Raw genomic sequence first — 22,135 nt, forward strand, 5'->3', positions numbered from 1 at the left:
TAAATGTCTCTTTCTTATAATTAATTGGTTAAATTGCTTATTTCTTTAGGTAAGTCATGATTTTCAGTATTATTGCCTATAATTTCGAATCGGTCCGCTAAATCATTTAAATAAAAGTAACTTTGATATCCTTTTACTTTAACAGCCATAAAAGCACCTTTATCCTCTCGAAAAACAACTTTTCTTAATTCTCCACGCCAATAAAATAAATCACCATTATATGCTTCTTTACTATTTTTATCATTGATTCCTGTATATTGTCCCATAGAACCTAATTCGCACTCAATAGGAGTTGAATTGGTATACAGAAGAGCTTTATCATCACTAACTTTCCATCCATAACCATAATGCCAACTGTTGGTTTCTAAAGAGAATCCTCTAAATTTAGGCTGATTCAATGCATTTCCTCCTAATCATTAGTTTATGAAATATTTTTCACTTAACTATTGAATTGTTATAGAATTTACTATTTGTTATTGAGCTTCTTGTACAGCATTTCCTGTGTTTTTGATGCTCCATGTGGATTTTGCCCTGCTTGATTATAAGAAGGATGGTTTGGATGTGCATCAATTAGGTCATTGTAAATTTTACGGCCATCGTTTGGCACACAGACAGTCCCGACATATTCATAGGTTGGAAGAGCTTTTCCGAATGCTCTTGTCTCAGAATTAGGTCGTTTCATGTTCTCTATCATAAGTTCTGTTAGTAACTCTCGTTGTTTTTGCATGTCAGTGATTTTTTGTTCATGAATCATTTCTCGTGCTTGCAAGTCTGCAACAAAGGTACTGCCATCGAATAGATACTCATCCTTATAGACTAACCAACAGTGATGAACAGGACGACTTCCTGATAAAAGCCAACCTACATATGTTTTTAAATCTTCTTGGGGAATACCTGATTCTAAAAGACCTGCATATACTCGTTCTGTATTTCGATAGCAATATCCAGTCATTAGCTCTTGTTCATCAAAAGCCTTCTTAATCGTCTCAAAATGCTCGACTTCAGGTGTTAATGGTTTTGTATTAGCGAAACAGAAGAAAGCAATTGTACGCTTATTAGTGAGGGGATACAATTTAGATGGAACTGTTACATTCCCTTCACGAGATTTAATCATTATTTTATCTTTACGAACCTTTAAATAAGGTGCGTATTGTTCTAAGAATTCTTGTGTAGAAGCATTTAATTGAATCATGTCATAATCCTTTCTAAAAGAGGGTTATTTTATTTTTATGATTTAATTCGAATTACTTACGGTTAATCTTTATTTGAATCTCCAATTGGTCACCAATTTGAAGTGCATTTATGTTCATTTGTTTTAGTAATTCATCCATCATTCGCATATCAAGTAAATGATACGTTGTTTTTGTACTTTGGTCAAAGGTTCTACCATCTTTTAAATTCGGTATATTCCCGACCTGTATGTGTAGATTCACAATGTTTGAAGATGGCTCCATATAAAATCGTCTTTCAGGAAATTGAGCACTTATCTTTGAAAGGGGATCAAGTGCAGTTAGATAAGATAAATTATCTGCAATTATTGTTTTGTCAGTTTTTGTTTCTTCCATTACTCTATATCGCGTATCAGTTTCCATAATCTCATCTTATTTCTTTAACAAATAGCAGAAGTAGTAGCGTAAAGAATACGCATCCTGCAATCAATACAATACGAACCTTGTTATTAGGTGTAATTCTTTTAATATCTATATCTATTATCATAAGAACAAGTAAAATCGTGGCGATTGCATAAATCATCCACATTAAAAATGGATATTGGGTACTAATAAAATGATGAACAGTGTGAATGAATGGAATCATGTTTAATACTCCATTTCTTGTTGAATAGCAATACTTTCAAAACCATCATGACATTTAATTCTCCAACGACATCCAGTAGGAATCGCTACAATTTCGAATGGATTTACTTTTTCTTCTAATAAATAGTCATAGTCATTACTGGCATCGGCTCCAAGCGTTCTAATAACATCAATGACATCTGTATTTGTACGGAAAGCAATATCATTTTCTTTATGTTTGAACCAGTTAATATGATAGCCTTCGTTCACATATCCAAACTTTGTTCCTGGAGTCTTATAAATAATATCTACATTAGCATCTAAAGGTTTATGCTCCTCGGTAAAAGTAGTACAAGACCAGTTTCGTTCTTTCATTAACCATTGCACAGCTTCTGAAGAAAGAGAAAACACACCATACTTTCTATATAGCACAATTTCTTTGCTCACGTTCTATCACCTCATGTTTTTCATTAACTATAGTTTACATTAATAATTAAATCTTGTAAAATATAATTTACTTATAGTTTTCAAAAACCATGTGAATAAGGAGAGAATGAAGTTTTAGTCTTTTAATGCAATCTTGAATATTGTATTTTGTGCTCATCTATAATGAATAGATATATAAATAACAGGTGAATTTCAAATTCGTATAAAACAAGGAGAGAATAAAATGACAAAATTAAAAGAACTACAATTCGTAACAACAAATGGAGACAATATTGGACTTATTACAGATATTGATGTTTCTTTACATGCTAACGACACAGAAATTTATGTATTTGATGAAGAAACAGATGAAGATTTTGGAGGAATAGTTGTAAAGGAGAAAACTGTTCGATTATTAACTGAAGAAGAAATTCAAGAACGATTAGGAAACATTAAATGTGATTATAAAAAATATGCATATTTCATTATTGGCTTAAATAATATGAACAAACTTGAGAAATATCATATTCCAGAAAATGAATTTGTTCAACAAGCTCGAATAGATTCTACATATTTCTTGGAAGGATTCAAAACAACACAAAGTGATTTACTAAAACATAATGGAAAATCATTTACTGTTTTAAGAATGCTAACAAAGGAAGAAGCTGACCTTGAAGATGTTGGTAGAATGTATAAAATCCAATTATCTTCAGGAGAAATCTTAGATGCTTTTGAAGATGAGATTGTAATATTCCCATCAAAATAAGTCCTTATTAGGATGATATTTGATACAAAATCAAGACAATGATTCATTTTAAGTATAAACACAGGAGGATTTTATAATGATTGATTTTAAAGAGAAATTATCGGAAGATGCAGATGTTTCAGTGGAGGTATTTGAAAAGTTTCATACATTTTTAGAGAATGATTTATTTGGAGAACTACCAGAAGGAACAATTGTTGAATTGAGTTGTGCATACACAACGCTAAGTTATCTGAATGTAAGGTATATTGTTCGTATTCCAAATCAGGCAGTTTTGAGTTTAATAGTGTTGGGCTTTAAATCGTTTACTGGAGGAGAACGCTTTATTCATACTGATTTTTTAAGAGGCGATTGTGCAATTGTAAATCATGCTGTAAATAAAACATTATGGGGTGTTAATGTTTTTGAAGGAGAATTCCAGGACTATAAAGCGATTTTATACAATCAAATAATTCCGTTGTGCGAGAAGTATAAATATCAAGCATTGCAAAAGTAAGACATTGATTCATTTCAGTGTCTTTTTTTATGTCTGTTGGAATGAAACTGTATCACTATGTTGATAATGATGAATAGTAGCTATTAAGGAGATGTAACTATGTGGTCAAAAGAAGAAATCATCGTAAGTTTAGAAAACCATGAGGTTGTGAAGTGGAAACTGGCTCAGTACCTGAATCTTGAGAAGCCATGGAATAAATACAAGCGAGATGAATTTGCTTTATTGTTATCACAAGAATCTTTGCAAAACGAATCGCTTAGAGATATATTGGTGAATGCCAGAAAACAACGATTAGCACATGAGGAATTAGAGAAATTGTATTTCATAGACCATAATACAAATCCACCAATCAAAAGAAACATAGATTGGGTAATGGCATTACAGAAATATAAAAAAGAAACCAAACGATGTTAAATTCATTTCTTTTTGTCGTCTCAAAACGATAAGTATTCTTTACTTAATGAGATATACACCTATTTATTCCGAAAAGTTACGTTTTCGGAATAAATAAAAAATCGATAAAAACAATCATAATCCCTCCTCTTTTTGATTATAAACTTTTCATGTTGAATTTTTAGGGTTTTGATAAAGTTATCCAATCTGCAAATATTTAACCTTGGATTGTTTGTTCGTGAAGTTGATTGTTAAACGATGGTTGAATTTATGCTTTGTATATAAAAAAGACCTCAACAAGAGGTCTAAATGTTTTTGATAATAGATAATTATGTATGTAAGCAATATCCTCAATTTACTTTACGAATATATACTGCATATTTGTGACTCTGTGATTCACCCAATTATTATAATTGTTTTCATTTCCAAAAGAGATTTCTTGAAAACCTTCTTTTGCTTCTTTACATAGTTCTTTATTTTGATAATTGGAAAATACGCTATATTTTTTGTAGGTTAAATCTTTATCCTGTAAATATAAGATAACTTCATCCATGAATGCTTCTAATTTCTTTTTGTTTTTAAAGTTTTTAATTAGCAGGTCCATCTGAACATTTAATCGTAAAGAGTGAATGTCATTAGCAAATGGTATAATATATTTTTCTATTTTTTCATCATAGTAAGTTAACAGATTACATCCATCATTTTTATGGACATCATAATACACATTTGATGCAGTTATAAATAAATTCATATGTTTATTTAATGTTATGCCAATGTTTGGTTTTAATCCATCGTATATATTTAATTGTTTTTGACATTTACCATTTCCGTTCCAGTAAATGTTTTTCATATGAACTCTCTCCCTTTTTGCTCACTCATTAGTTTTAATGAATACCTGTCTGTTAATTATCTGTTCTTATTATATAATAAATAAAAAAATAAGCCCTATAAAGAGCTTATTTCATAACTTATTCTACCCATGTGAATTTCCAATTGTCTACTCGATGATTTACCCAATCATCGTAATCTTCTTGTAGACCAAAAGTTACTTCTGAAAGGCCTTCTTTCATATTCTTTGATAACTCTTCTTTTTCATTACTAAAGAATACTCGGAATACTTCAAAATTCAAATCCTTGTCTTGTAAATATAAAATAACTTCATCCATAAACGCTTCTAATTTCTTTTCATTCTTGAAGTTTCTAATCAGTGTTTTCATTTGAACGTTTAATCGTAAAGATTTAATATCATCAGCAAAGGGCATAATATATTCCCTTATTTTTTCCTCATAGCAATCGGCAAGATTACATCCACCATTGTTGTAAACATCATAATACACGCTACTTGCAGTAATGAATAAGTTCATATATTGATTGGATGTCATTCCGATATTCGGCATTAATCCATCAAGTTTATCCAATTCCTTTTGATATTTACCATTTCTATTCCAATAAGTGTTTTCCATCATAATTCTCTCCCTTTTAATTAATTGATTTTAATCAATACCTGTTTTATCATATCTCCGTATTATATGCATAATAAAATAAAAAATAAGCCCTAATAGAGAGCTTATTTATAAAATCTATAATTCTTGTCTAACATAAACCTTTTTCATTTCTGCTACAATGCAGATATTAGATTCAGAAATTGCTCCTGTAAAACATCCCGCAGTTGTGAAAGAGATTTTTTGATTATTTTCATCGTATGTACCATCTTCATTTAATTCAATTGCAAGAATTCGATTTTCATAGGAAGTTGTTCGATTTCCAACCGTAAAATAAGGTAGAGATTCTTTTACATTCAATATTAGGTATTGTCTTTGACCACGAGATTCATCGTTATTGGGCTCTCCATGTACAAAATCATATTTTCCTAAAAACTTTTCATAAACCCATTCATTACTATACTGACCAACATATATAATGCCATCTTTAGTATTACCTTTAATGAAATCATCAGATGTTACAACTTGTCCTTCTTTTAATTTTGTATTCATTAGATTACACTTCCCTTCTCTTCTCTTTTTAAGCAAATACAGATGGTTAACGAGCATCTGCTATATGTTCCTGAATAGGTTGTAATTCACCGACAAACTGAAAGGTTTTCATAATGAATTCATCTAAATACTCTCTTGTAATACCATTGAACTGACCTACCCCTCCTTTATGTAAATACATAAGCTGAATAAATGCCTCATGTAGATGATTGTATTTCCCCTTTAATATAATTGAAAGAGTTAGCCAGTGTTCCCCTATGCCACATGGATAGAATGTATTATCCGTTACATCAATTACCCCACGTCTATTATCTGTTTCAATCTGTTTCTGCTCTTTATAGTAGTCCGTAACTAAAGAAGGATTACCCGCCAATTCCATTCCTTGTGTCATTGCTTTATTAATAAAGACTTGTAAAAAGTCTTTAGTTTTTTCATCAGTAAATTCAACTCCATATTCTAAAGCGATTTCGCTAAAAATATCATTGGCCACTTTTTCTTCATAGAGCATAAAAGCTTCTTTTAATTGTTCTTCAGTTAGACCACGAATTGGTTTTTGTTCACGTTTGAAAAATGTAGTTGTTGTCATGAATAACGCTCTCTCTTCTGTTTGATTTTACTGACCTTGATTTCGTTTCCTTTATTATCTTCTACAATTAAATGTTCTCCAGGATAAAGACTCCTTAATGCTAAGTCAAATCCTGTTTCTCCCACTTCACAAGCTTGCATAACTTGTAGGTCTTTTAATATATTGATACATTCCTCTATTGAACCTGCTTTTTTAACTGATAGTTCTGTATGGATTCCGAATGACATATCAATTGCCTCCCTGCTCTTTCTTATTTTTATTCTTTTGGGAGGTGTTTGTTTCCACACGTTTAAAACAATCTTTTAATTGCCCCACTAATTTACTTTTAAATCCCTTAAAATCCATTGTGCATCCTCCTATTTCAATTTATAAATCATGAGAGTTTATAAAACTCATAGGGTTTAATACATTTAAGCCCCTATGCCCTCTCCTATAAACTTGAATTTTCCACGACAATTTCTGTGAACATACTTTTTTTCATACCCTTTCATTCGAGCATGTATGGTTTCTCCGCATTTTTTACACTCGTAGCAATATACTTTCCCTTTAAATTCATATGTTCGAGTTCTTGAAGAGCCAACCCTTGCTAATTCTTGTTTGAAATAAGTATCTTTATCCCTAAAGGGTTTTCCTTGTATAAAACAAGCATAATGGACCAATTCATGCTTTAAAACGTCAATAATAATATCTTTTTCTTGATGAATTATAAGGTTTTTAGACAAGCGAATTACTTTAGGAACTCTCTCTTTTACGCTTTTCACATAAAACACTCCAAAAGTAGATGTCATTTTAGAACTAATTTCAATATTTATGGTTAATGGAAGTCCATATTCTTCTTGTAAAAAGTCTTTTGCAATTGCGCTTAATTCTTCTACTGAGAATTTCATGTCTTTCCCCTCTCTTCTCTATTAATAATCAATTCTATTTCAAGATTCCTTCCTCTATAAAACGAAATTGTCCATTGCAATGATTATGAAGATATTTCTTTTCAAAATGTTTCATTCGGTGAAAAAAGGAGTACCCACATTTTTTGCATTCATAATAATATACAATTCCTTTATAAGGATATTTTTTTGATTCTAATACCCCTAATCGTTGTAGTTCTTGCTTAAAGTAAGAGCTACCATCTGTATAGGGCTTTCCATTTACAAAACAGGCATAATGAATCAATTCATGCTTTAAAATATCGAAAATGGCTTCCTTCTCATGGTATAAGAGTAGATTCTCAGATAACCGAATCACTTTAGGTGTACGTTCTCCTGTATACTCGTTTATTTCACCATAAAAAATCCCGAATCTACGAGTCATTCTTTTCGATATTTCGATATTTACCACAAAAGAAATATCATATTCTTTTCTCAAGAATTCTTTTGCAAAGTCGGTTAGTTTTCCTATTGATATTTTCATCAATCAAATACAACCCCTGTCTATGTATTACACATTTATAGTAAAATATATTTTACCTTAAGTCAACAAATGTCTTGTTCTCTATCTTTCTTGTGGTAAAATAACGTATAGAATTTAGTAAATGAAGGGGTTTTTACGGATGTTTTATTTTGGAATCTCAGAAAAAGAAGGATGGTACTATACATCTACGTTTAATGTGTACCAAAAAGTAAACCAGGATGTATATTGCTATGTGAGTCAATATTTTGGCTATTAAACGGTTCAATTATATGAACGTGGCACAACAGGTCTATGTACATTAGAAGCACGTTCTAAAGGTGATATTGATGCTCTATTTGCATTAGGTGAACAATGGCTGTCAGAGCATAAAGATTGGGATGGAGAAAAATTAAAAAACAGCCCGTACTCGATTTCACAAATGGAATGGAGAGAGAACTGTTGGGTCTAATAAATTTCAATAACAAATAAGTGTAATGTAAATATTCAAGAAAATAAGCTGTACATACGTTTTTATAACATTTAGTTTTTTATAGATGATATCTAACAAGCCTGGTGTTTCAATAACAGGAAGTTCTTTTTATATGGTAGTAAATAATACTTTAAATTCTTTGTAATAACAAAAAAGTTTTTCAGGATGAATCATATACTTAAATTAATAACATCATCTCTTTTAATAATAAATATTTTGTTTTTGATGTGATGGTTTTACATCTATTTAATAACATATAGTTCTCTTTATAAATAGGTATACTATACCTTAAGCATAATTTGATAACATGTAGTTCTTTTAAAAAAAGTATTGTAGTAACTGACCCAAAATTTTAATAACAGGAAGTTCTTTTTAAAATAAAATTTGACATTATACTGAAACTTTGAAATAACATTAGTTTCGCTTTTTTAGTGATTTAGGGTTAAAATTCAAATATTTTATTCCAATAACACCTTATCTTACATCATTTTTTAATAATAATTCATTCAGTTTTTTCTTGAATATTTCAATTTCCGAATCACTTTTTACCATATTATCAATATCATAATTAACAATAAACTCTTTAACCTGATTATCAAATAAAATTCCTGAGCTGTATTTATTCTTGAACCATTCCTTTTGTTTTAATATATAAAACTTTTTCTTAAATATTTTTTGTTTCTTGGAAGGGATTAAAAGAAAAAGTTGTCCTATTGCTCCTCCTATAAATTCAATCATTGCCCTCAACATCCTTTCTTCTATCATTACTATTGAATCAATAAAATACTTATCTATATTATAGTGAGTATTCTTTCGCAGTATGTTCTTTCTTTTTGTTCTTAAAAGATTTTCATTCCTACATGAAATCTTGAATTGCTACGGCTGTTTGAGCATGGTATTCAATCATGTCTCGTTGTACACTGCTCATCGGTACATCCCTTTTACATTAAGTAACTACATAATAACACATTTATTGACTATAGTTAACATAAAAATAAAATTGTAATTTTTGAAATGAAAAAAGAGAATCTACAATAGATTCCCTTTTTTGTCTTATGGTCGAACTTCTCTTTCTAATCGTTCAATTTGGTCAATTGGTAAATCTGTCATTTCAGCAACATCACTTATTGACATGGCTTTATATTTTTTTAAGAGTTTTTTTGCTATTTCTCTCTTTTCTCCATTAATTTGAGTTTTAGTATCAGAGAGGAATTTTTCACGCAAATCATACATCCGTTTTGTTTCCTCATCTGCACTCAAGCGTTTTAATTTGCTTTCAGCTTTGGCAATCGTTTTATCCATTTCAATTACCTCCTCTAAAGTTTTCTCAGGAACATCTTCTTGTAAAAAGAGTAGCCATCTATGAAGGTTATTATTCAAGTCAGCAGTATACTTCTTAAACTTAGGATACTCAATGAAATGAATTTCTAATAGCTCTGTAAGAAGTGTTTTTTCTTGACTCTCAAATAATTGATACTTGGAATGAAAATTATTGATTGGTAGCATATCGAAATTAAGAATATTAATTGCTATGGTTTTTGTTAAAGTAGTATAATCTTCGCCCTTTTTAAAGTTCTCTGTATAGAGTTTCGACCAATAAAACAGAGTTCTTTCAATCATATTGTGTTGATTCGATAATTGGACTTCAATATTAATCTTTTCTTTTGTTTGGGACATAGTAGCCTTGATATCAAGAATGCCTTGTTTGTCGTTAATATTTTCAATACTTAATTTTTCTGATTCTATAAGTAAGTCAGTTACTTCAAATCCTAATAATGCTGTTAAAAAGCCCTCTAAAAAATCTAAACTATCTTCTTCCCCAAAAAGCTTCTTAAAAATAACATCATTTAGTGGTTTTAATCTTACTGTCATATTGCACTTCCCTATATTCATTATAGTGATTTTTCGCGAATAGAGCTACTTTATTAATCAAAAGTTTAAGTTATAAAAGGTGTACATTTCAATATACTACTTACAATTGTATTACTCATCCGAGTGAAAGAAAAGTCCATTATATTAAAGAGATGAAATAAAAAAAGAGAACCTACAATAGATTCTCCCTGTTTTCGTTAGAATAATGACTAATTCTCTTTGTTGTTATATTTCTCATCTGTATATGCTATGTATTCTTCGCTCGTTAAATTAGATTCTGCATCGGGAGCACTTAAATGTTGAGTAAAATGTAATTTGTACTCTCCTGAAGTTCTCATTTTTATATACGTCTTAATAGTAATAGTATCTCTAAAAATATCGTCTCCTTTAGTATCAACAACTACCTTAATCTGTACGCCATTTGGCAACGTAATATCTTCCCCTGTTGATTTTATCTGATTATCCATTGAATGATATTCGGAATAAGGCATAAATACAGCAATGGGCTCGTTATTCTTCATAATAACTTTCGTTTCTTTCTTGTTAATAATATCTGTTATTTTCTTTTTAAAATCCGTTAGACTGATAATTAATTGATGTAGGTTAGGTATTTTCATGATTCCATCTCCGTTCAATATGATAATTATATACTATCACAAAAACAGAACTAAAAACAACTCTAAATTTAGTATTAAATTAAGTGTATAATTTACAACTTAATTTAATAATCATTGAGAATGTTTTAAAGAACAGGAAAAGTGTTTCAAATCAAAATAAAAACCCCGTTCATATATGAAGACGGGGTTTCTTGTTTATTTTCCTATCTTAATCTTACTCCTTTTTTAGAGAGATATGTTTTTTTGACGTTAGATTTATCAGAATAACATTCCTGTTATATAATATAAGAATGTATAAAAGTAGGTATTCGAAACGAATTAAATTTAGGAGGAGATTTTATATGACGTATGTATTTTTAGGTGTATTATGTTTCATAAAAGGTTTAATAGCTTTGTACCTCACTACATTTATTCATGAATTAGGTCATGCGTGTATGGTATTGCTAAATAAAGGAACAATTGCAGAATTTGAAATGGGTTCAGGTAAAAATATATTTCGAATTAAAAAATTTACACTTTCTTGGGGTTTCAAAGGAAGATGCAGATATGATGTACCTAAGAATACGCATCCATTAAAACAAATCATTATATCTTTGGGTGGTGTAATGTTTACATTACTAACAGCCATTGTATTGATTGCGTATACGGAAGTGAATATATTTGAAAATCTATTAAAATTTAAGCTTTCATTTACAGAGTGGATGCTTATAACATGTCTTACAGATATAACAAATTTGCGACCACATAAGTTTATTCGTAGAGGTAAAGAAAGCAAAACAGATGGACTACAGGTAGTAGAGTATTTCTCTCTTCTTATGAAAAAATGAGCAACAACAAAAGAACAGTATGAATACTGTTCTTTTCTCTATCAATTTATCATCACTCTTTTACAAGTTCGACTTTTTGCTCTACTGGATTCAACTGTCTCTCACTTAGGAATACATAAAATTCAGCAAAATGTTTCTTATGAGTAGAGATAAAGATTACTTTTATCTTTTCTTCTTTTGACTTTACTTCTAATTCTTTTGGTAGTGTTTTTTTCTGCTACTTCAATGTTTTCAATTGTTTTTTCCAAAATCCCCGAAATGGGGGAATTAACTATTAATTTTATTATGAATTAAGCTTATTCCCCTGAGGGATGGGCAAAGTTATCCTAAATAGATTTCCTGGTTATAAAATAAAACAGATTCCATAAAGGCCCCATCTTATCATTTACATATTATCCTACTTTTTTTCTTCTTTGTAATTCAACGCAATCTCTACTATCTCTTCGGGTGTTAAGTCTCTAAAATCCCAAAAGATTAAGTCACTTGGAGCTGGGTGAGGTACATTCTCTTTTAAGATATCAATATACTTACTACCCAACTCATCTGGCAATTTAGGGTCACATATTTGTTCTACAAGTTTAATAAGCTCTTCTTTAGTCATTTTACTATTCATGTTATCTTCCCCCTATAATTTATAGCCCTTTTTTCCCAAAATGATAAGAAGGATCTAATATGGTTTGATGAGTCTTAGGAGATACAATGATTAAGTTATCAAGGTTATAGACATCGCCACCTTGATGAATGGGTTGTTTGTGGTGTAAGACATATACTTTGTGTTCTCCATATTGCTGTGATTCTGGAGTATAAGGTGCTTTACCTTCCATCATCCTCATCTTGTTCATGCGATTAAATTCTTCCGCATAACTTGATTCAGCAACGGTTTTCCAAAACTCTTTTCTAAATTCATCAAACGAACTAAATTCTCTTCCTATTAATTTTTCTCGAACTTCTTGTGGAATAACACCAATAGCACCATCATTGTACATTAGCTTTTTTTGAGTACCTAAACTCCGTTCAAGGTTAAAACTTGAAGTCACTGCACCTGGTGTATTTCTTTTTACTGCACTTGAAGTTTTTGCAAACCAATATGTATCTAAAGGCTTAATAGTATCTATTTTATAATTCATCTTACCATAGGCATAAGCAGTTTCCAAACGACTTCCTAATTGAAATTCAGACATAGAAGGTAAACTTCTTCCCCATCTCGCACCATTTCCTACAGCACCAGTACCCCTTGTAACAAGTCCCAAAAATGCTAAAGTAGTCGCTCCGTATGCTATCGATTCTGTGATACTTTCTGCATTTCCATATTCTATGTTCTCTACATACCAATCTGACATAACATTTCGCATAGCATGCATCTCTTGGAATTCCTCGTCCCACTTATGTTTTAATGTTCCAATAGGATTCTTCCTCATATCTTTAATAAATTCGTATTTATCTCTAAATTCCTCTTGCGTATCATCAATAGAACTCTCCACAAAGTCCCTAAGTCCATATTTTGCATCTTCCATTGCGTCCATTGGATTGTCAACTAAGTGTCCGAAAAAGCCGGAGGTTTGTTTCCACGCTTTTTTTAACGGATTAAAAATAGTGTCCCCTGTAGCTCTCCCGCTTCCTCGCAGAAAGGCGTCTGATAGATTACTGAGTAGATTGAAATTCCCATACGCTTTTTCATCAACTTCACGGAATGTTCTTGCCGATTTCTTTAGTTCGAGTTCAGTATGATGTAAATGCTTAACTAAATCATCCATACTCCTCTTTTTTGAAAAAAATTCATCGAAAAACCGTTGATTCGCCATCCCTTCCCAAGACATCTGTAATTCGAACGTGACTTGTAAAAGTTCTCGAATTACTCTTTCCATATCTTCTCTATTTCGTGACATGGAATTCGCAGATGCTTCTAATTTATCTGGGTCAACACGTACTTGTCCCAATTAATTTCCTCCCTTCATTTTTATGTATAAAACTTCCAGTATAATTATAGCAAATTTATAGGGTTGGGATTCGTAAATATGTACTTTTTGACATGATGTATAAATTTCTAATGAATCAAGCTAAATCCCCTGTTTCGGGTATTTGGACAAAAACACCCTCGTAAGGGATTGATTTAAAATCTTTTTTGTTAATCGAATACCATAATAGATATATCTTTTATTCGTTATCTACTGTTTCAAACGCCATCTTTACCATTGTAAAATCTCCAGGTTGCGAATCAAATAAATATTATTTAGATTTAAGACCTTCAAGTATATCAACTAATTTAAATTTCCAATACATCTTCGTTTTCCACGTGATTTCAAATCTTTTCTTTATGTGAATCATAGCAACTTCATTTGTATCTTTTATAACTTCTTTTACATTATCTATTTCATAAAACATATATATAAAAGTCGTAATAATAATTAATTCTTCCCTATTCATATCCTTCATTTCTAACTCCTGTAATGGTTCTTTTTCCATTGCAGAATCACGAATTAACTTTTTTGAAAATTCATAAGCTAATTTCCTGTTTAACTCTATTGAGTCTTTATTTTTACTTATTATTTTGCGATATATATGTATAGGTATATACAACTGGTTACCAATCCTACTTATTAAATCAAAAATCAAAATTGGTCCCCTATCTTTCAATTCTTTTTTAAAGTCCTGCTTTATCTTTTGTTTAAGCGATTTCTCACTTACATTTTGTATTTTTTGTGTATAGTCGTTCAATATATTCAATAGTGTTTTTACTTGATTTACTTCTTCCTCGGTGGTGAGTATCCAGTACATAACATATCCCTTCCTTTCATGGTCATATTTTCGTATGTAGTATTATATTTGCTACAGCTACATGTCATAAAAAAGAAACGTTCGAGAAGGAAAAGACGTTATAACTACTCGGATTTTATTGAGGTTTCGTTAGAGGAAGATGAAGTAATTGCAGATGTTCCATTTGAAGCTGTATATCTGTAAGAATTAATAAAGGGGAATTTAAATTACACAATAAAAGACAAGTAATGATTACTTGTCTTTCTTATTACTCCCATTCTCTCATTTTTCTCAACTCTTTTATACGAAGCTCCTTTCCTTTTTCAAGCCCTTCTTTAAATCCTCGCTGATAGGCTGTTTGGAATCCTATTGTTCGATGCTCTTCATTAGCTTTTTTATAACCCTCTTCAACCTTTTTCATGAAAAGATTTTGAACTAATTCAGGGTAATTTTCATTTTTAATTTCATTTAGAAGTGATTTTTCACCTTCAATAACACCTTTGTTATAATTTTCTTTTGCAACTCTCTGCACATCTTCTTTTGTATAGAATGTTTTCTCTTCATTTTTTACAAATCGTTGCTTCTTTACTGAGTCATCATTGTTCTTAAATTGATAGGAAAGTATATGGAGAGTAACAAGATTAGTATAATTGAGTGAGTCAAGTCTGTTTATAATGTCTTGAATAATAGATACTCTTGCTTGCTCTATATTCTTTATCCCATCTCGTGCAGAAACAGCCATCAAACTCGACATAAGTATAGTAGTTCGAATTTCCTCTTCAAATGGAGAAAGTATTTCATTAGCTTGTTCTATAAATTCATTGTTTTCCTGTGTCATTATCCGCTACCTCCGATATATTAATTACTCAATTATGTCTTAATTCCATTCTCTCATTTTTCTTAGTTCTTTAATGCGTAGTTCTTTTCCTTTTTCAAATCCATCTTTAAATCCTTTTGTATACTCATCTTTCTGGGACAATTGCATGGGTGAGTTTATAATCGTTCCCCCTTTTTCAGAAATTCCCTTTTCATATCCTCGTTGATACGCTTTTTGAAATCCTACGGTTCTAAATTCTTCATTAGCTTTTTCATAGCCTTCATCAAACTTTTTCATGAATAACTTTTCTACAAGTTTAGGATAGTCTCCATTTTTAATCTCATTCAGCAGTTCTTTCCTTCCTTCTATTACTCCCTTTTTAAAAGAGGTTCCCTTTAAACTCTCTTTATTTTGAATAGAAAAGATATCTTTTTTTATTTCCTTACCATTATTAATATATTCTCTCCCTTTGTTATAATTTTCTTTTGCTATCCTTTTCATCTCATCTTTTGTATAAAATGTCTTTTCATTTGTTTGAGTATTCTTTCGAGTTTTCACTGAAGCAAAGTTCTTATTTAATTGAGAAGTAAGTGAATAAATCGTAATAAGGTTTGTGTATGTAAGGTTGTCAAACATTTTGAAAATTTCTTGCATGACAAACATTCTTGCTTGTTCCATATCATCAATCCCATTTTGAGCGAAAACATTCATCAAACTTGACATAAGTATGGTAGCCTTTGCCTCATCTTCAAAAGGAACAAGCATCTCATCTGCTTGCTCCATGAATTTATTATTTTGTTGAGTCATTACACCGATACCTCCAATAATTATAGGCCATTTTATTATTTATCCATTGTAACATAGAGAAAATCTTTGTAAGCTTATTGCTAATGTTTATTTTGTTTTTTATTATAATTACGGTAAATGAAATTTTATATATTCTTAAAATAAAAGAACATATGAATTATCTGTGATAACTACAAAAATGCAGAGTATTTAAAAATTCAAATACTCTGCATCATCTATCAGAAGGCTAATCTATATATTCCAAACCCTATTGCAACTACTCCGCATATTATCGGAACAATATGCTTCTTCTTTGACTGCTCATAAACTCTTAAACCTCCATTAATCATATTCACTCCTAAAACTAAAAAGAAAATACTGAAGTAAAATGGATTTAAACCTGATGGAATAATTAACAATATTATTGCTACTAAACTTATATAGTGAATTCGCTTAATAAGCTTCTCGTTCATTTAAGACCCTCCTTTACTATTCTAAATCCAATTATAACAAATTATTTAAAAAATTCCAAAAAAATGGTAGATTAATATTGGAAGATATTGTATAGTATTACTTGAAAGGGAGGTATTAATTTGAAAATAAAGAAAGTATTAGCTAACACTACTGTCGCTACTATGCTTTTGGGAAGCTTTGCAACTGTTGCGAGTGCAGAAGAAAATGTTGGGAATATTCAAAACCAAACTAACACCTCATCTCAGAAAAACTTTATTCCTCTTCCACCAAAAAACAATGATGACATTGGTGATAAGGGAACGTTCACAGTTGAAGGAATTGATTACAATTATGAATTCAAGGAGGATTTAGGCAAAGGAATCCGAGAATTTGCTTTTGGTGAAGGAGAGGAACGAAAAGTAGCCCTTTATGACATGAACAAGGGCGAAATTACTCTTGACGGTCAATTAATTGCAAACAATGTAGTTACTAAAAAAAGAATTACGGCACTACCACAGCTTAATGATTTTACAATTGGTTCAGATAAAGGTGGCGGTGTCTATGACTTTAAGTATTATGATGAAGGTTCATTTAACGTCATTTCAGCTACAGCAGTCACATTAGGGGCAATCCTAATTGCTACAGTTTTTAAGAAAAATCCTGGTAAAACAGCTGGTGTAACAATAGCGGCGGGAATATTGTCGGCCGTTTCTTCAAACAACTTCACTCTTCGTTGGAATTTATATCACTATAAGAGTTCAAAGAAGACTTGGTATCAAGACAGCATTAACTTCTATAAAGGTTTAACTGGAAATAACAGAGTATATAATGTTACACATTATTACGGGGTTTTATAAACTCTAAAAAAGACACTGGCTTGTTTCCAGTGTCTTTAATTATTTGTATAATCAACTATATAAATTGTAGAAGTTAATGTCATAAATTATCAAATGTAATTGTAATAAAAAAGATGAAGACCATAAACATCCAAGTTTAATTTCTCCATCAGTTACTTGTTAACATAATAATTTTATTAATACATATACCCTCAATTAAGAGCATGATAAGTACGTTTCTTTTTGATGAATACGATTTGGTAAAATCCAAAGATTTATTTCTTTTATGTACTCAATCCCAAATTCCAATAATCTTTTCTTGTTTTCAACTTCATTCTCTATCCATTGTATTCCATTGTTTATACAATACCTTTCTACTTCTTTATTATTTAATGAATACTGCTTTAAGCACATAATAAAAGGTTGTAATTCCTTCTCTGCTCCTTTCTTATCCTTGAAACGATAATCCAATAACCAGGATTCAATTACATGCATTATCATAGGATATGTAGCAAGTGGCACATTCCCTTTTATACGATACTCATATATTTCTTCATTTTTCACAATTTCAATCATGTTTCTCTGAAAATAGTCAGACACATACATTCCCCCAATCATAAATTTGATAGACTATTTTACGCATTTTTTCTTAATAAATTTACTGTTTTATAAGAAAAAGCTCTCTAAAGAGAGAACTTTTTATCTTTTGGTGCAAATAAGTAATAATCAGCCTTAATAGTAGAGTTTACATCTTGCGTGATTTGTTATGCATTTAGCTCTGAAATATCTACTAAATCTGATATCAAGATTGGTCCATCTTCCAAAGTGATAGATTCATACATTCCAAATTTCGCAAATTCACCTTCTGGATGAATATCACATTCATCTCTCCAAACATCGAAAGAATGTTTTTTTTGTAATGTTGGTTTCACTCTCCATACGGAAGTATAATTAAACCCTCCCTTGGTAATATATCGACATCCACTTAAATAGAAATATTGCAATTCTATAGTCTCTGCTTTTGTTAAAGCTTTACCTAATTTATTCATGTGTACATTCTCCTTTATAAATCATAATTTCTTATACCTGGTTTTATATTATCTATACATTATATTAATAGTTTGCATCTAATATAAAAAAACAGACAACATTTGTTCTCTGTTTTTACATTATGTATTTATTATTTACAATTATTTAATACCTCGCACATCTACAATCTCATTAATAGCGATAGGAGCATCTTCCCACTTCGTAAAGTTGTAATCTCCGTGTGTAGGGCGACACCAATCCCCTTCATACGATACTCCTTCTTGCACTGTCCAGAAGCTTCCTTTTGCTAATTTAAATCGTTTAGGAAGATTTCTCCACAACTTTACTTTCCCATTTTGTTCTTTTGTAAGATAACGAAAACCCTCTAAATATAAATAAGACAATTCGATTTCTTCTTTTTTTGAAATACACCCCATATAATCTAAATACTCAATACCTGCATTTCGATTCTTAGTAACAGATTATTTTTTTTCTTTTTCTCTTTTAGGAATAATCTCAAACTTCATTGCTCCAATACCTTCAAAATATTCAACAGGATATGTTTTTTCTTCTACTTCATCATCATCATTAATACGAATAATTGTAAGCTCAGTCGATGTCACCGATTTAACTAATGCGTTATGTACCTTTTCTGAAGAGCTAATACATTGAGACGGTTCAATGAGATAGATAAGTTTCCCTGGATAGAGTGGTGCTGTATCAAAAATAGTTGCTTGTTTTAAGAACTCACTTTGCATTTCATACTCTCCCTTCTATACATTCAAACGTTCTTAAAAGTTAACGACCTCATTTAATGCGTTTTCCAGTTGTTTTCTTAAGCTTTTATATTTTTGAATAGAATCATCTTGTTCATCGTCTAATATTTGATTAGCATACATTACAATTTGTCGTCTTAGACCCGCCAATTCTATAGACATCTTATAAATTTCAAAATTAATTATCCCTTCATAGAGAAGGTCTTTATCTTCAGTATCTTTCCAATCTGGATAATATTTTTTATTTCCTCTGTAGAACCTATATTCTTCTCCACATTTTAAAATTGTATATTCTTGCTCATCATTTAAAACATAGTGACCTGCATAATAATTAGGGTCATCTTCTATTTGTTCGCTACTTGAACCTACTAATGAGCCACCTTGTAAGGATGGTTGGATATAATACAATACTTTTTTCAAGATGTTAATTATTTTTTCATTTGATAGCTCTTCTTTTTCATATTCGTAAATTCGATATACTGATTTATCAAAAACGAAGCTTTTATATAGAAAATCATAATGTAATCTTAAAGATACATACTGCCTTACCTCTTCCGACAAGTGTAATAGACATAATGTAAGAGTTCCTTTTTCATGATTATTGTCAACGATTGTTACAGGGTAATTTGCAAAACTGGAATTTGCTGTGATAACTCCATATTTTCCGTCCAATGGATGATTTTTATAATTATCTTCTTTTAAGTTAAATGGTATCATTCAGTTAATCCTCCATATTTATATATTCTTTAGATAGTTTTTCTAAATTTTTCCTTTCTATCTTTTTCTACTTCAGACATTTCAACATAAATATCCATAAGTTCTTTAATATCCATGTTTTGTTTTTCTTCTTTATACGACTTCCAAATTGAATCACTATGATTTAACCCATATGTATACCAAATCGCTTCTGCCTCCATGAGTGATATGAATAAGCCTTGTTCTCGAAAGTCTTTCTGAATCGCTCGTTTTTCTTCATCTTGCAGGAAAACTATTGCATTCATCATTTCTCTAAAATAAATTTGGGTTTTAACAAATCCCATTAAGACTCACTTCCTTCTTCATTCATTTGAAGTTTTAACAGCAGTAACCTGTAATGAGTATCCAATCGTTGTAATTTCACTTAATCGAAACTTTAATTGGTCACCTGCTTGTAGAGAGGTATGGCTCTTACAAATTTCAACAATGCTTAATTTTTCAATAGGTGCAGAATGAATTCCCATCACTTTGAAGGCTTGTTTTTCTTGAAAGACTACATTTACTATTTCTACATCACTATGCTCTGAAATAACTTTGACAGTATCTCCTACACAAATAGGATGACCATTGAGATAAACTTCTGTTTCTTCTCCGACTAATCCGTGAAAAATATCATTTTGCATAAGTACCAATTGATTATTCATATCTCAATATCTCCTATTCTTGGATTTCTTTCTTTTCACTCGGGTTTGATTCTGCTACTAACTTTCTCATAGCATCCACATGGTCTACTTGTAATTGAATTCTGTTATTTATCTCTGATTCTTTTTCCTTAACAAGACATAATAATTCAGAACTCTTTAATAAAGAGTCTTTTAAACTCTTTTCTCCTAAAAATTCTCTTAGTAATTTAAATAACAATTTATACTGATAATAAATCTGTTTATCTACAGTTATGTCGTAAATTGCATCACCTATAGAATCCACTTCCTCATCATCTGCTTGGTTCCTTAATGCATATAGCTTACTCATAGCAAATAACTGTTGTCGCTCCACTGTAGATAGGTGTTCATAGCTATCAGGATTATCTATAAGGTTCTTTGCAAATTCTAAAATCTTCTCTTGCATTGACGACACCCGTTTACTCATATGTATACCCCCTAAAAGAAAGAGTCCCTAAAAGGAACCCTTCTTAATTATTTGTTTAGCAGTATTTAGGCTTATAGAAGTCGATTCTCATTTCTGGAATGTTAAACATTGCCCCTGATTCAGCACTTGGTAAGTGTTTATTTACCTGATACATCTTCGCATCAATAGAATCAATAAAATGTAGTAAAAGTGCCTCTTTTACTTTTGGTACAACAGGTGAACCCCACTCCAATTGCCCATGATGACTAAGAACCATATGTGATAGTAGCATTGGTACTTCACTGTTCTTGTCCAACTTTTCTTCTTGAATAAGCTTTACAACTGTTTTATGAATAGCTGTATCCATAATAGCAATATGACCTCGCAAATTACCTTCTACTGAGTAAGCGGGATTTAGGGGATTCTCAATTTCAATTAATTTCCCTAAATCATGCAGAATAATACTTGCACAAAGTAAGTCTTCATTTGCTCCATATATTTTAGCTAATTGCTTGGCTGATAGTAACATCGTGTACACATGATATCCCAAGCCACCAACAACCTCATGGTGAAATTTCTTGGCCGCAACATGGTCGTAGAATTTTTCTTTACATGGTTCAAAGATTGTCTTTGTAATTAATTTAATCTCTTTATCTTTCATGTTCTCAATTGTTGATTCAATTTCAGCACGAATGATATCTCCATCCATAGCAACAGTTTCAACTAAATCACCTTTATCAAATTCCGTGGATTCTTTAATCGTTGATAGTTTAACTTGCAATTTATCTCCATATTCTGTAACAACACCTGTTAAATGAGCAACTGGAAAATCTTTTTCAAAAAGAGTACGAAGTTCTTCCGTAATGGACCAACAAATCGTTTCTAATGAACCTGTTTTATTTGCTAAGTTGAATTTAAAATACGGATTCTTATTTTGTGCAATAGACTCATTTAAATTTTTTAATAAAAACACACCATTAATTCTGTCACCTTTTTTTAATTTGCTTAGATTTACTACCATTTAATTTGCAACCCCTTTTTATTTCGATTCTTTTTCTATTGACTATAGTATATAACATGAATTCCGTTTAGTAAATTATTTTTTGTAAAAATACACAATAAAAAAGAAGAGATACAATCCCTTCTTTAAAAGAATAGTTGTTTTTTGCACGACATAATCAATTCAACTCATTCTTCAACTCTTTCAAAACATCCAT

35 protein-coding genes are annotated in these 22,135 nt (G+C 30.6%); 5 read left to right on the forward strand and 30 right to left on the reverse strand.

Features of this window, described 5'->3' with window-relative positions; all coding sequences use genetic code 11:
• Positions 1–20: 20 nt before the first annotated feature.
• The 5 genes from CQ064_RS09175 to CQ064_RS09195 all read right to left on the reverse strand — a co-directional run bounded on the left by CQ064_RS09175 (position 21) and on the right by CQ064_RS09195 (position 2,240).
• The gene (locus CQ064_RS09175) at positions 21–398 is read right to left on the reverse strand and encodes a YopX family protein (protein ID WP_001075501.1); all 378 of its coding nucleotides are present in this window, start codon (positions 396–398) and stop codon (positions 21–23) included.
• Positions 399–466: 68 nt separating this feature from the next.
• On the reverse strand, positions 467–1,192 hold the full coding sequence (locus CQ064_RS09180) for a hypothetical protein (protein WP_000615454.1): 726 nt from the start codon (positions 1,190–1,192) through the stop codon (positions 467–469).
• A gap of 52 nt (positions 1,193–1,244) precedes the next feature.
• Entirely contained in the window at positions 1,245–1,592 is a 348-nt protein-coding gene (locus CQ064_RS09185) for a hypothetical protein (RefSeq protein WP_000447073.1), read from the reverse strand.
• 4 nt (positions 1,593–1,596) lie between these two features.
• Positions 1,597–1,815, reverse strand: coding sequence for a hypothetical protein (locus CQ064_RS09190; protein ID WP_000611974.1), 219 nt, complete (start codon positions 1,813–1,815; stop codon positions 1,597–1,599).
• A 2-nt stretch (positions 1,816–1,817) separates the two neighbouring features.
• Positions 1,818–2,240, reverse strand: a complete 423-nt coding sequence (locus tag CQ064_RS09195) for a hypothetical protein (protein ID WP_000031614.1) — start codon at positions 2,238–2,240, stop codon at positions 1,818–1,820.
• Between the two features lie 223 nt (positions 2,241–2,463).
• Between CQ064_RS09195 and CQ064_RS09200 the strand changes: the two genes are divergently transcribed.
• The 3 genes from CQ064_RS09200 to CQ064_RS09210 all read left to right on the forward strand — a co-directional run bounded on the left by CQ064_RS09200 (position 2,464) and on the right by CQ064_RS09210 (position 3,892).
• On the forward strand, positions 2,464–2,985 hold the full coding sequence (locus CQ064_RS09200; protein ID WP_000163756.1) for a hypothetical protein: 522 nt from the start codon (positions 2,464–2,466) through the stop codon (positions 2,983–2,985).
• A 76-nt stretch (positions 2,986–3,061) separates the two neighbouring features.
• Positions 3,062–3,478 carry a hypothetical protein gene (locus tag CQ064_RS09205; RefSeq protein WP_000564860.1) on the forward strand — a complete coding sequence of 139 codons (417 nt, stop codon included), beginning with the start codon at positions 3,062–3,064 and terminating at the stop codon, positions 3,476–3,478.
• Positions 3,479–3,577: 99 nt separating this feature from the next.
• Positions 3,578–3,892 (forward strand): hypothetical protein, encoded by a 315-nt coding sequence (locus tag CQ064_RS09210; protein WP_000269713.1) that lies wholly within the window; start codon positions 3,578–3,580, stop codon positions 3,890–3,892.
• Between the two features lie 334 nt (positions 3,893–4,226).
• Here CQ064_RS09210 and CQ064_RS09215 read toward each other — a convergent pair whose 3' ends face one another.
• The 10 genes from CQ064_RS09215 to CQ064_RS09260 form a co-directional block, all read right to left on the reverse strand.
• Entirely contained in the window at positions 4,227–4,721 is a 495-nt protein-coding gene (locus CQ064_RS09215) for a hypothetical protein (RefSeq protein ID WP_000790565.1), read from the reverse strand.
• A 118-nt stretch (positions 4,722–4,839) separates the two neighbouring features.
• Positions 4,840–5,334 (reverse strand): hypothetical protein, encoded by a 495-nt coding sequence (locus CQ064_RS09220; RefSeq protein WP_000432384.1) that lies wholly within the window; start codon positions 5,332–5,334, stop codon positions 4,840–4,842.
• A 117-nt stretch (positions 5,335–5,451) separates the two neighbouring features.
• A complete protein-coding gene (locus CQ064_RS09225; RefSeq protein ID WP_001093222.1) occupies positions 5,452–5,865 on the reverse strand; it encodes a hypothetical protein in 414 nt (137 codons plus the stop codon).
• A gap of 46 nt (positions 5,866–5,911) precedes the next feature.
• A complete protein-coding gene (locus tag CQ064_RS09230; protein ID WP_000214163.1) occupies positions 5,912–6,451 on the reverse strand; it encodes a hypothetical protein in 540 nt (179 codons plus the stop codon).
• Positions 6,448–6,678, reverse strand: a complete 231-nt coding sequence (locus tag CQ064_RS09235; RefSeq protein WP_000007812.1) for a hypothetical protein — start codon at positions 6,676–6,678, stop codon at positions 6,448–6,450. The genes CQ064_RS09230 and CQ064_RS09235 overlap by 4 nt, the downstream gene beginning before the upstream one ends.
• 183 nt (positions 6,679–6,861) lie before the next feature.
• Positions 6,862–7,338: a SprT-like domain-containing protein gene (locus CQ064_RS09240; protein WP_000672879.1), complete on the reverse strand. Its 477-nt coding sequence runs from the start codon at positions 7,336–7,338 to the stop codon at positions 6,862–6,864.
• Positions 7,339–7,372: 34 nt separating this feature from the next.
• Complete coding sequence (locus CQ064_RS09245; protein WP_000703231.1) at positions 7,373–7,858, reverse strand: SprT-like domain-containing protein; 486 nt, start codon at positions 7,856–7,858, stop codon at positions 7,373–7,375.
• A 943-nt stretch (positions 7,859–8,801) separates the two neighbouring features.
• Positions 8,802–9,065 carry a hypothetical protein gene (locus tag CQ064_RS09250; protein WP_000569056.1) on the reverse strand — a complete coding sequence of 88 codons (264 nt, stop codon included), beginning with the start codon at positions 9,063–9,065 and terminating at the stop codon, positions 8,802–8,804.
• Positions 9,066–9,380: 315 nt separating this feature from the next.
• Positions 9,381–10,199, reverse strand: coding sequence for an Rpn family recombination-promoting nuclease/putative transposase (locus CQ064_RS09255; RefSeq protein ID WP_000218427.1), 819 nt, complete (start codon positions 10,197–10,199; stop codon positions 9,381–9,383).
• 209 nt (positions 10,200–10,408) lie between these two features.
• On the reverse strand, positions 10,409–10,816 hold the full coding sequence (locus CQ064_RS09260) for a type II toxin-antitoxin system Phd/YefM family antitoxin (RefSeq protein WP_000701306.1): 408 nt from the start codon (positions 10,814–10,816) through the stop codon (positions 10,409–10,411).
• 341 nt (positions 10,817–11,157) lie between these two features.
• Between CQ064_RS09260 and CQ064_RS09265 the strand changes: the two genes are divergently transcribed.
• Positions 11,158–11,643, forward strand: a complete 486-nt coding sequence (locus CQ064_RS09265) for a site-2 protease family protein (protein ID WP_000222808.1) — start codon at positions 11,158–11,160, stop codon at positions 11,641–11,643.
• Positions 11,644–12,040: 397 nt separating this feature from the next.
• On the opposite strand, the gene CQ064_RS09270 is transcribed toward CQ064_RS09265, so the two are convergent.
• The 6 genes from CQ064_RS09270 to CQ064_RS09295 all read right to left on the reverse strand — a co-directional run bounded on the left by CQ064_RS09270 (position 12,041) and on the right by CQ064_RS09295 (position 16,473).
• On the reverse strand, positions 12,041–12,256 hold the full coding sequence (locus CQ064_RS09270; protein WP_001086227.1) for a bacteriocin immunity protein: 216 nt from the start codon (positions 12,254–12,256) through the stop codon (positions 12,041–12,043).
• A 19-nt stretch (positions 12,257–12,275) separates the two neighbouring features.
• Positions 12,276–13,580, reverse strand: coding sequence for a WXG100 family type VII secretion target (locus CQ064_RS09275; RefSeq protein WP_000532003.1), 1,305 nt, complete (start codon positions 13,578–13,580; stop codon positions 12,276–12,278).
• A gap of 289 nt (positions 13,581–13,869) precedes the next feature.
• Positions 13,870–14,418 carry a hypothetical protein gene (locus CQ064_RS09280; RefSeq protein ID WP_000289861.1) on the reverse strand — a complete coding sequence of 183 codons (549 nt, stop codon included), beginning with the start codon at positions 14,416–14,418 and terminating at the stop codon, positions 13,870–13,872.
• 247 nt (positions 14,419–14,665) lie between these two features.
• On the reverse strand, positions 14,666–15,235 hold the full coding sequence (locus tag CQ064_RS09285) for a hypothetical protein (RefSeq protein ID WP_000191282.1): 570 nt from the start codon (positions 15,233–15,235) through the stop codon (positions 14,666–14,668).
• Between the two features lie 39 nt (positions 15,236–15,274).
• Positions 15,275–16,021, reverse strand: coding sequence for a hypothetical protein (locus CQ064_RS09290; protein ID WP_000193747.1), 747 nt, complete (start codon positions 16,019–16,021; stop codon positions 15,275–15,277).
• 218 nt (positions 16,022–16,239) lie between these two features.
• Positions 16,240–16,473, reverse strand: a complete 234-nt coding sequence (locus CQ064_RS09295) for a hypothetical protein (RefSeq protein ID WP_001003238.1) — start codon at positions 16,471–16,473, stop codon at positions 16,240–16,242.
• 120 nt (positions 16,474–16,593) lie between these two features.
• Here CQ064_RS09295 and CQ064_RS09300 point away from each other — a divergent pair, with 120 nt between their 5' ends.
• Positions 16,594–17,310, forward strand: coding sequence for a hypothetical protein (locus tag CQ064_RS09300; RefSeq protein WP_000694487.1), 717 nt, complete (start codon positions 16,594–16,596; stop codon positions 17,308–17,310).
• Between the two features lie 195 nt (positions 17,311–17,505).
• On the opposite strand, the gene CQ064_RS09305 is transcribed toward CQ064_RS09300, so the two are convergent.
• The 9 genes from CQ064_RS09305 to CQ064_RS09345 form a co-directional block, all read right to left on the reverse strand.
• Positions 17,506–17,895 carry a hypothetical protein gene (locus tag CQ064_RS09305; protein ID WP_372584671.1) on the reverse strand — a complete coding sequence of 130 codons (390 nt, stop codon included), beginning with the start codon at positions 17,893–17,895 and terminating at the stop codon, positions 17,506–17,508.
• A gap of 158 nt (positions 17,896–18,053) precedes the next feature.
• On the reverse strand, positions 18,054–18,338 hold the full coding sequence (locus CQ064_RS09310; protein ID WP_001037224.1) for a hypothetical protein: 285 nt from the start codon (positions 18,336–18,338) through the stop codon (positions 18,054–18,056).
• A gap of 141 nt (positions 18,339–18,479) precedes the next feature.
• Complete coding sequence (locus CQ064_RS09315; RefSeq protein ID WP_232292963.1) at positions 18,480–18,722, reverse strand: hypothetical protein; 243 nt, start codon at positions 18,720–18,722, stop codon at positions 18,480–18,482.
• 78 nt (positions 18,723–18,800) lie between these two features.
• Positions 18,801–19,076 carry a hypothetical protein gene (locus tag CQ064_RS09320; RefSeq protein WP_001190314.1) on the reverse strand — a complete coding sequence of 92 codons (276 nt, stop codon included), beginning with the start codon at positions 19,074–19,076 and terminating at the stop codon, positions 18,801–18,803.
• A gap of 33 nt (positions 19,077–19,109) precedes the next feature.
• Entirely contained in the window at positions 19,110–19,811 is a 702-nt protein-coding gene (locus CQ064_RS09325) for a hypothetical protein (RefSeq protein ID WP_000612093.1), read from the reverse strand.
• 29 nt (positions 19,812–19,840) lie between these two features.
• On the reverse strand, positions 19,841–20,134 hold the full coding sequence (locus CQ064_RS09330; RefSeq protein ID WP_000508140.1) for a hypothetical protein: 294 nt from the start codon (positions 20,132–20,134) through the stop codon (positions 19,841–19,843).
• An 18-nt stretch (positions 20,135–20,152) separates the two neighbouring features.
• Positions 20,153–20,494, reverse strand: a complete 342-nt coding sequence (locus CQ064_RS09335; protein WP_001064687.1) for a hypothetical protein — start codon at positions 20,492–20,494, stop codon at positions 20,153–20,155.
• A 13-nt stretch (positions 20,495–20,507) separates the two neighbouring features.
• Complete coding sequence (locus CQ064_RS09340) at positions 20,508–20,939, reverse strand: hypothetical protein (protein ID WP_000044818.1); 432 nt, start codon at positions 20,937–20,939, stop codon at positions 20,508–20,510.
• Positions 20,940–20,994: 55 nt separating this feature from the next.
• A complete protein-coding gene (locus CQ064_RS09345; protein WP_000261311.1) occupies positions 20,995–21,939 on the reverse strand; it encodes a 3'-5' exoribonuclease YhaM family protein in 945 nt (314 codons plus the stop codon).
• Positions 21,940–22,135 lie beyond the last annotated feature (196 nt).

This window comes from Bacillus sp. MYb78, assembly GCF_002975115.1.
Classification (GTDB): Bacteria; Bacillota; Bacilli; order Bacillales; family Bacillaceae_G; genus Bacillus_A; species Bacillus_A cereus.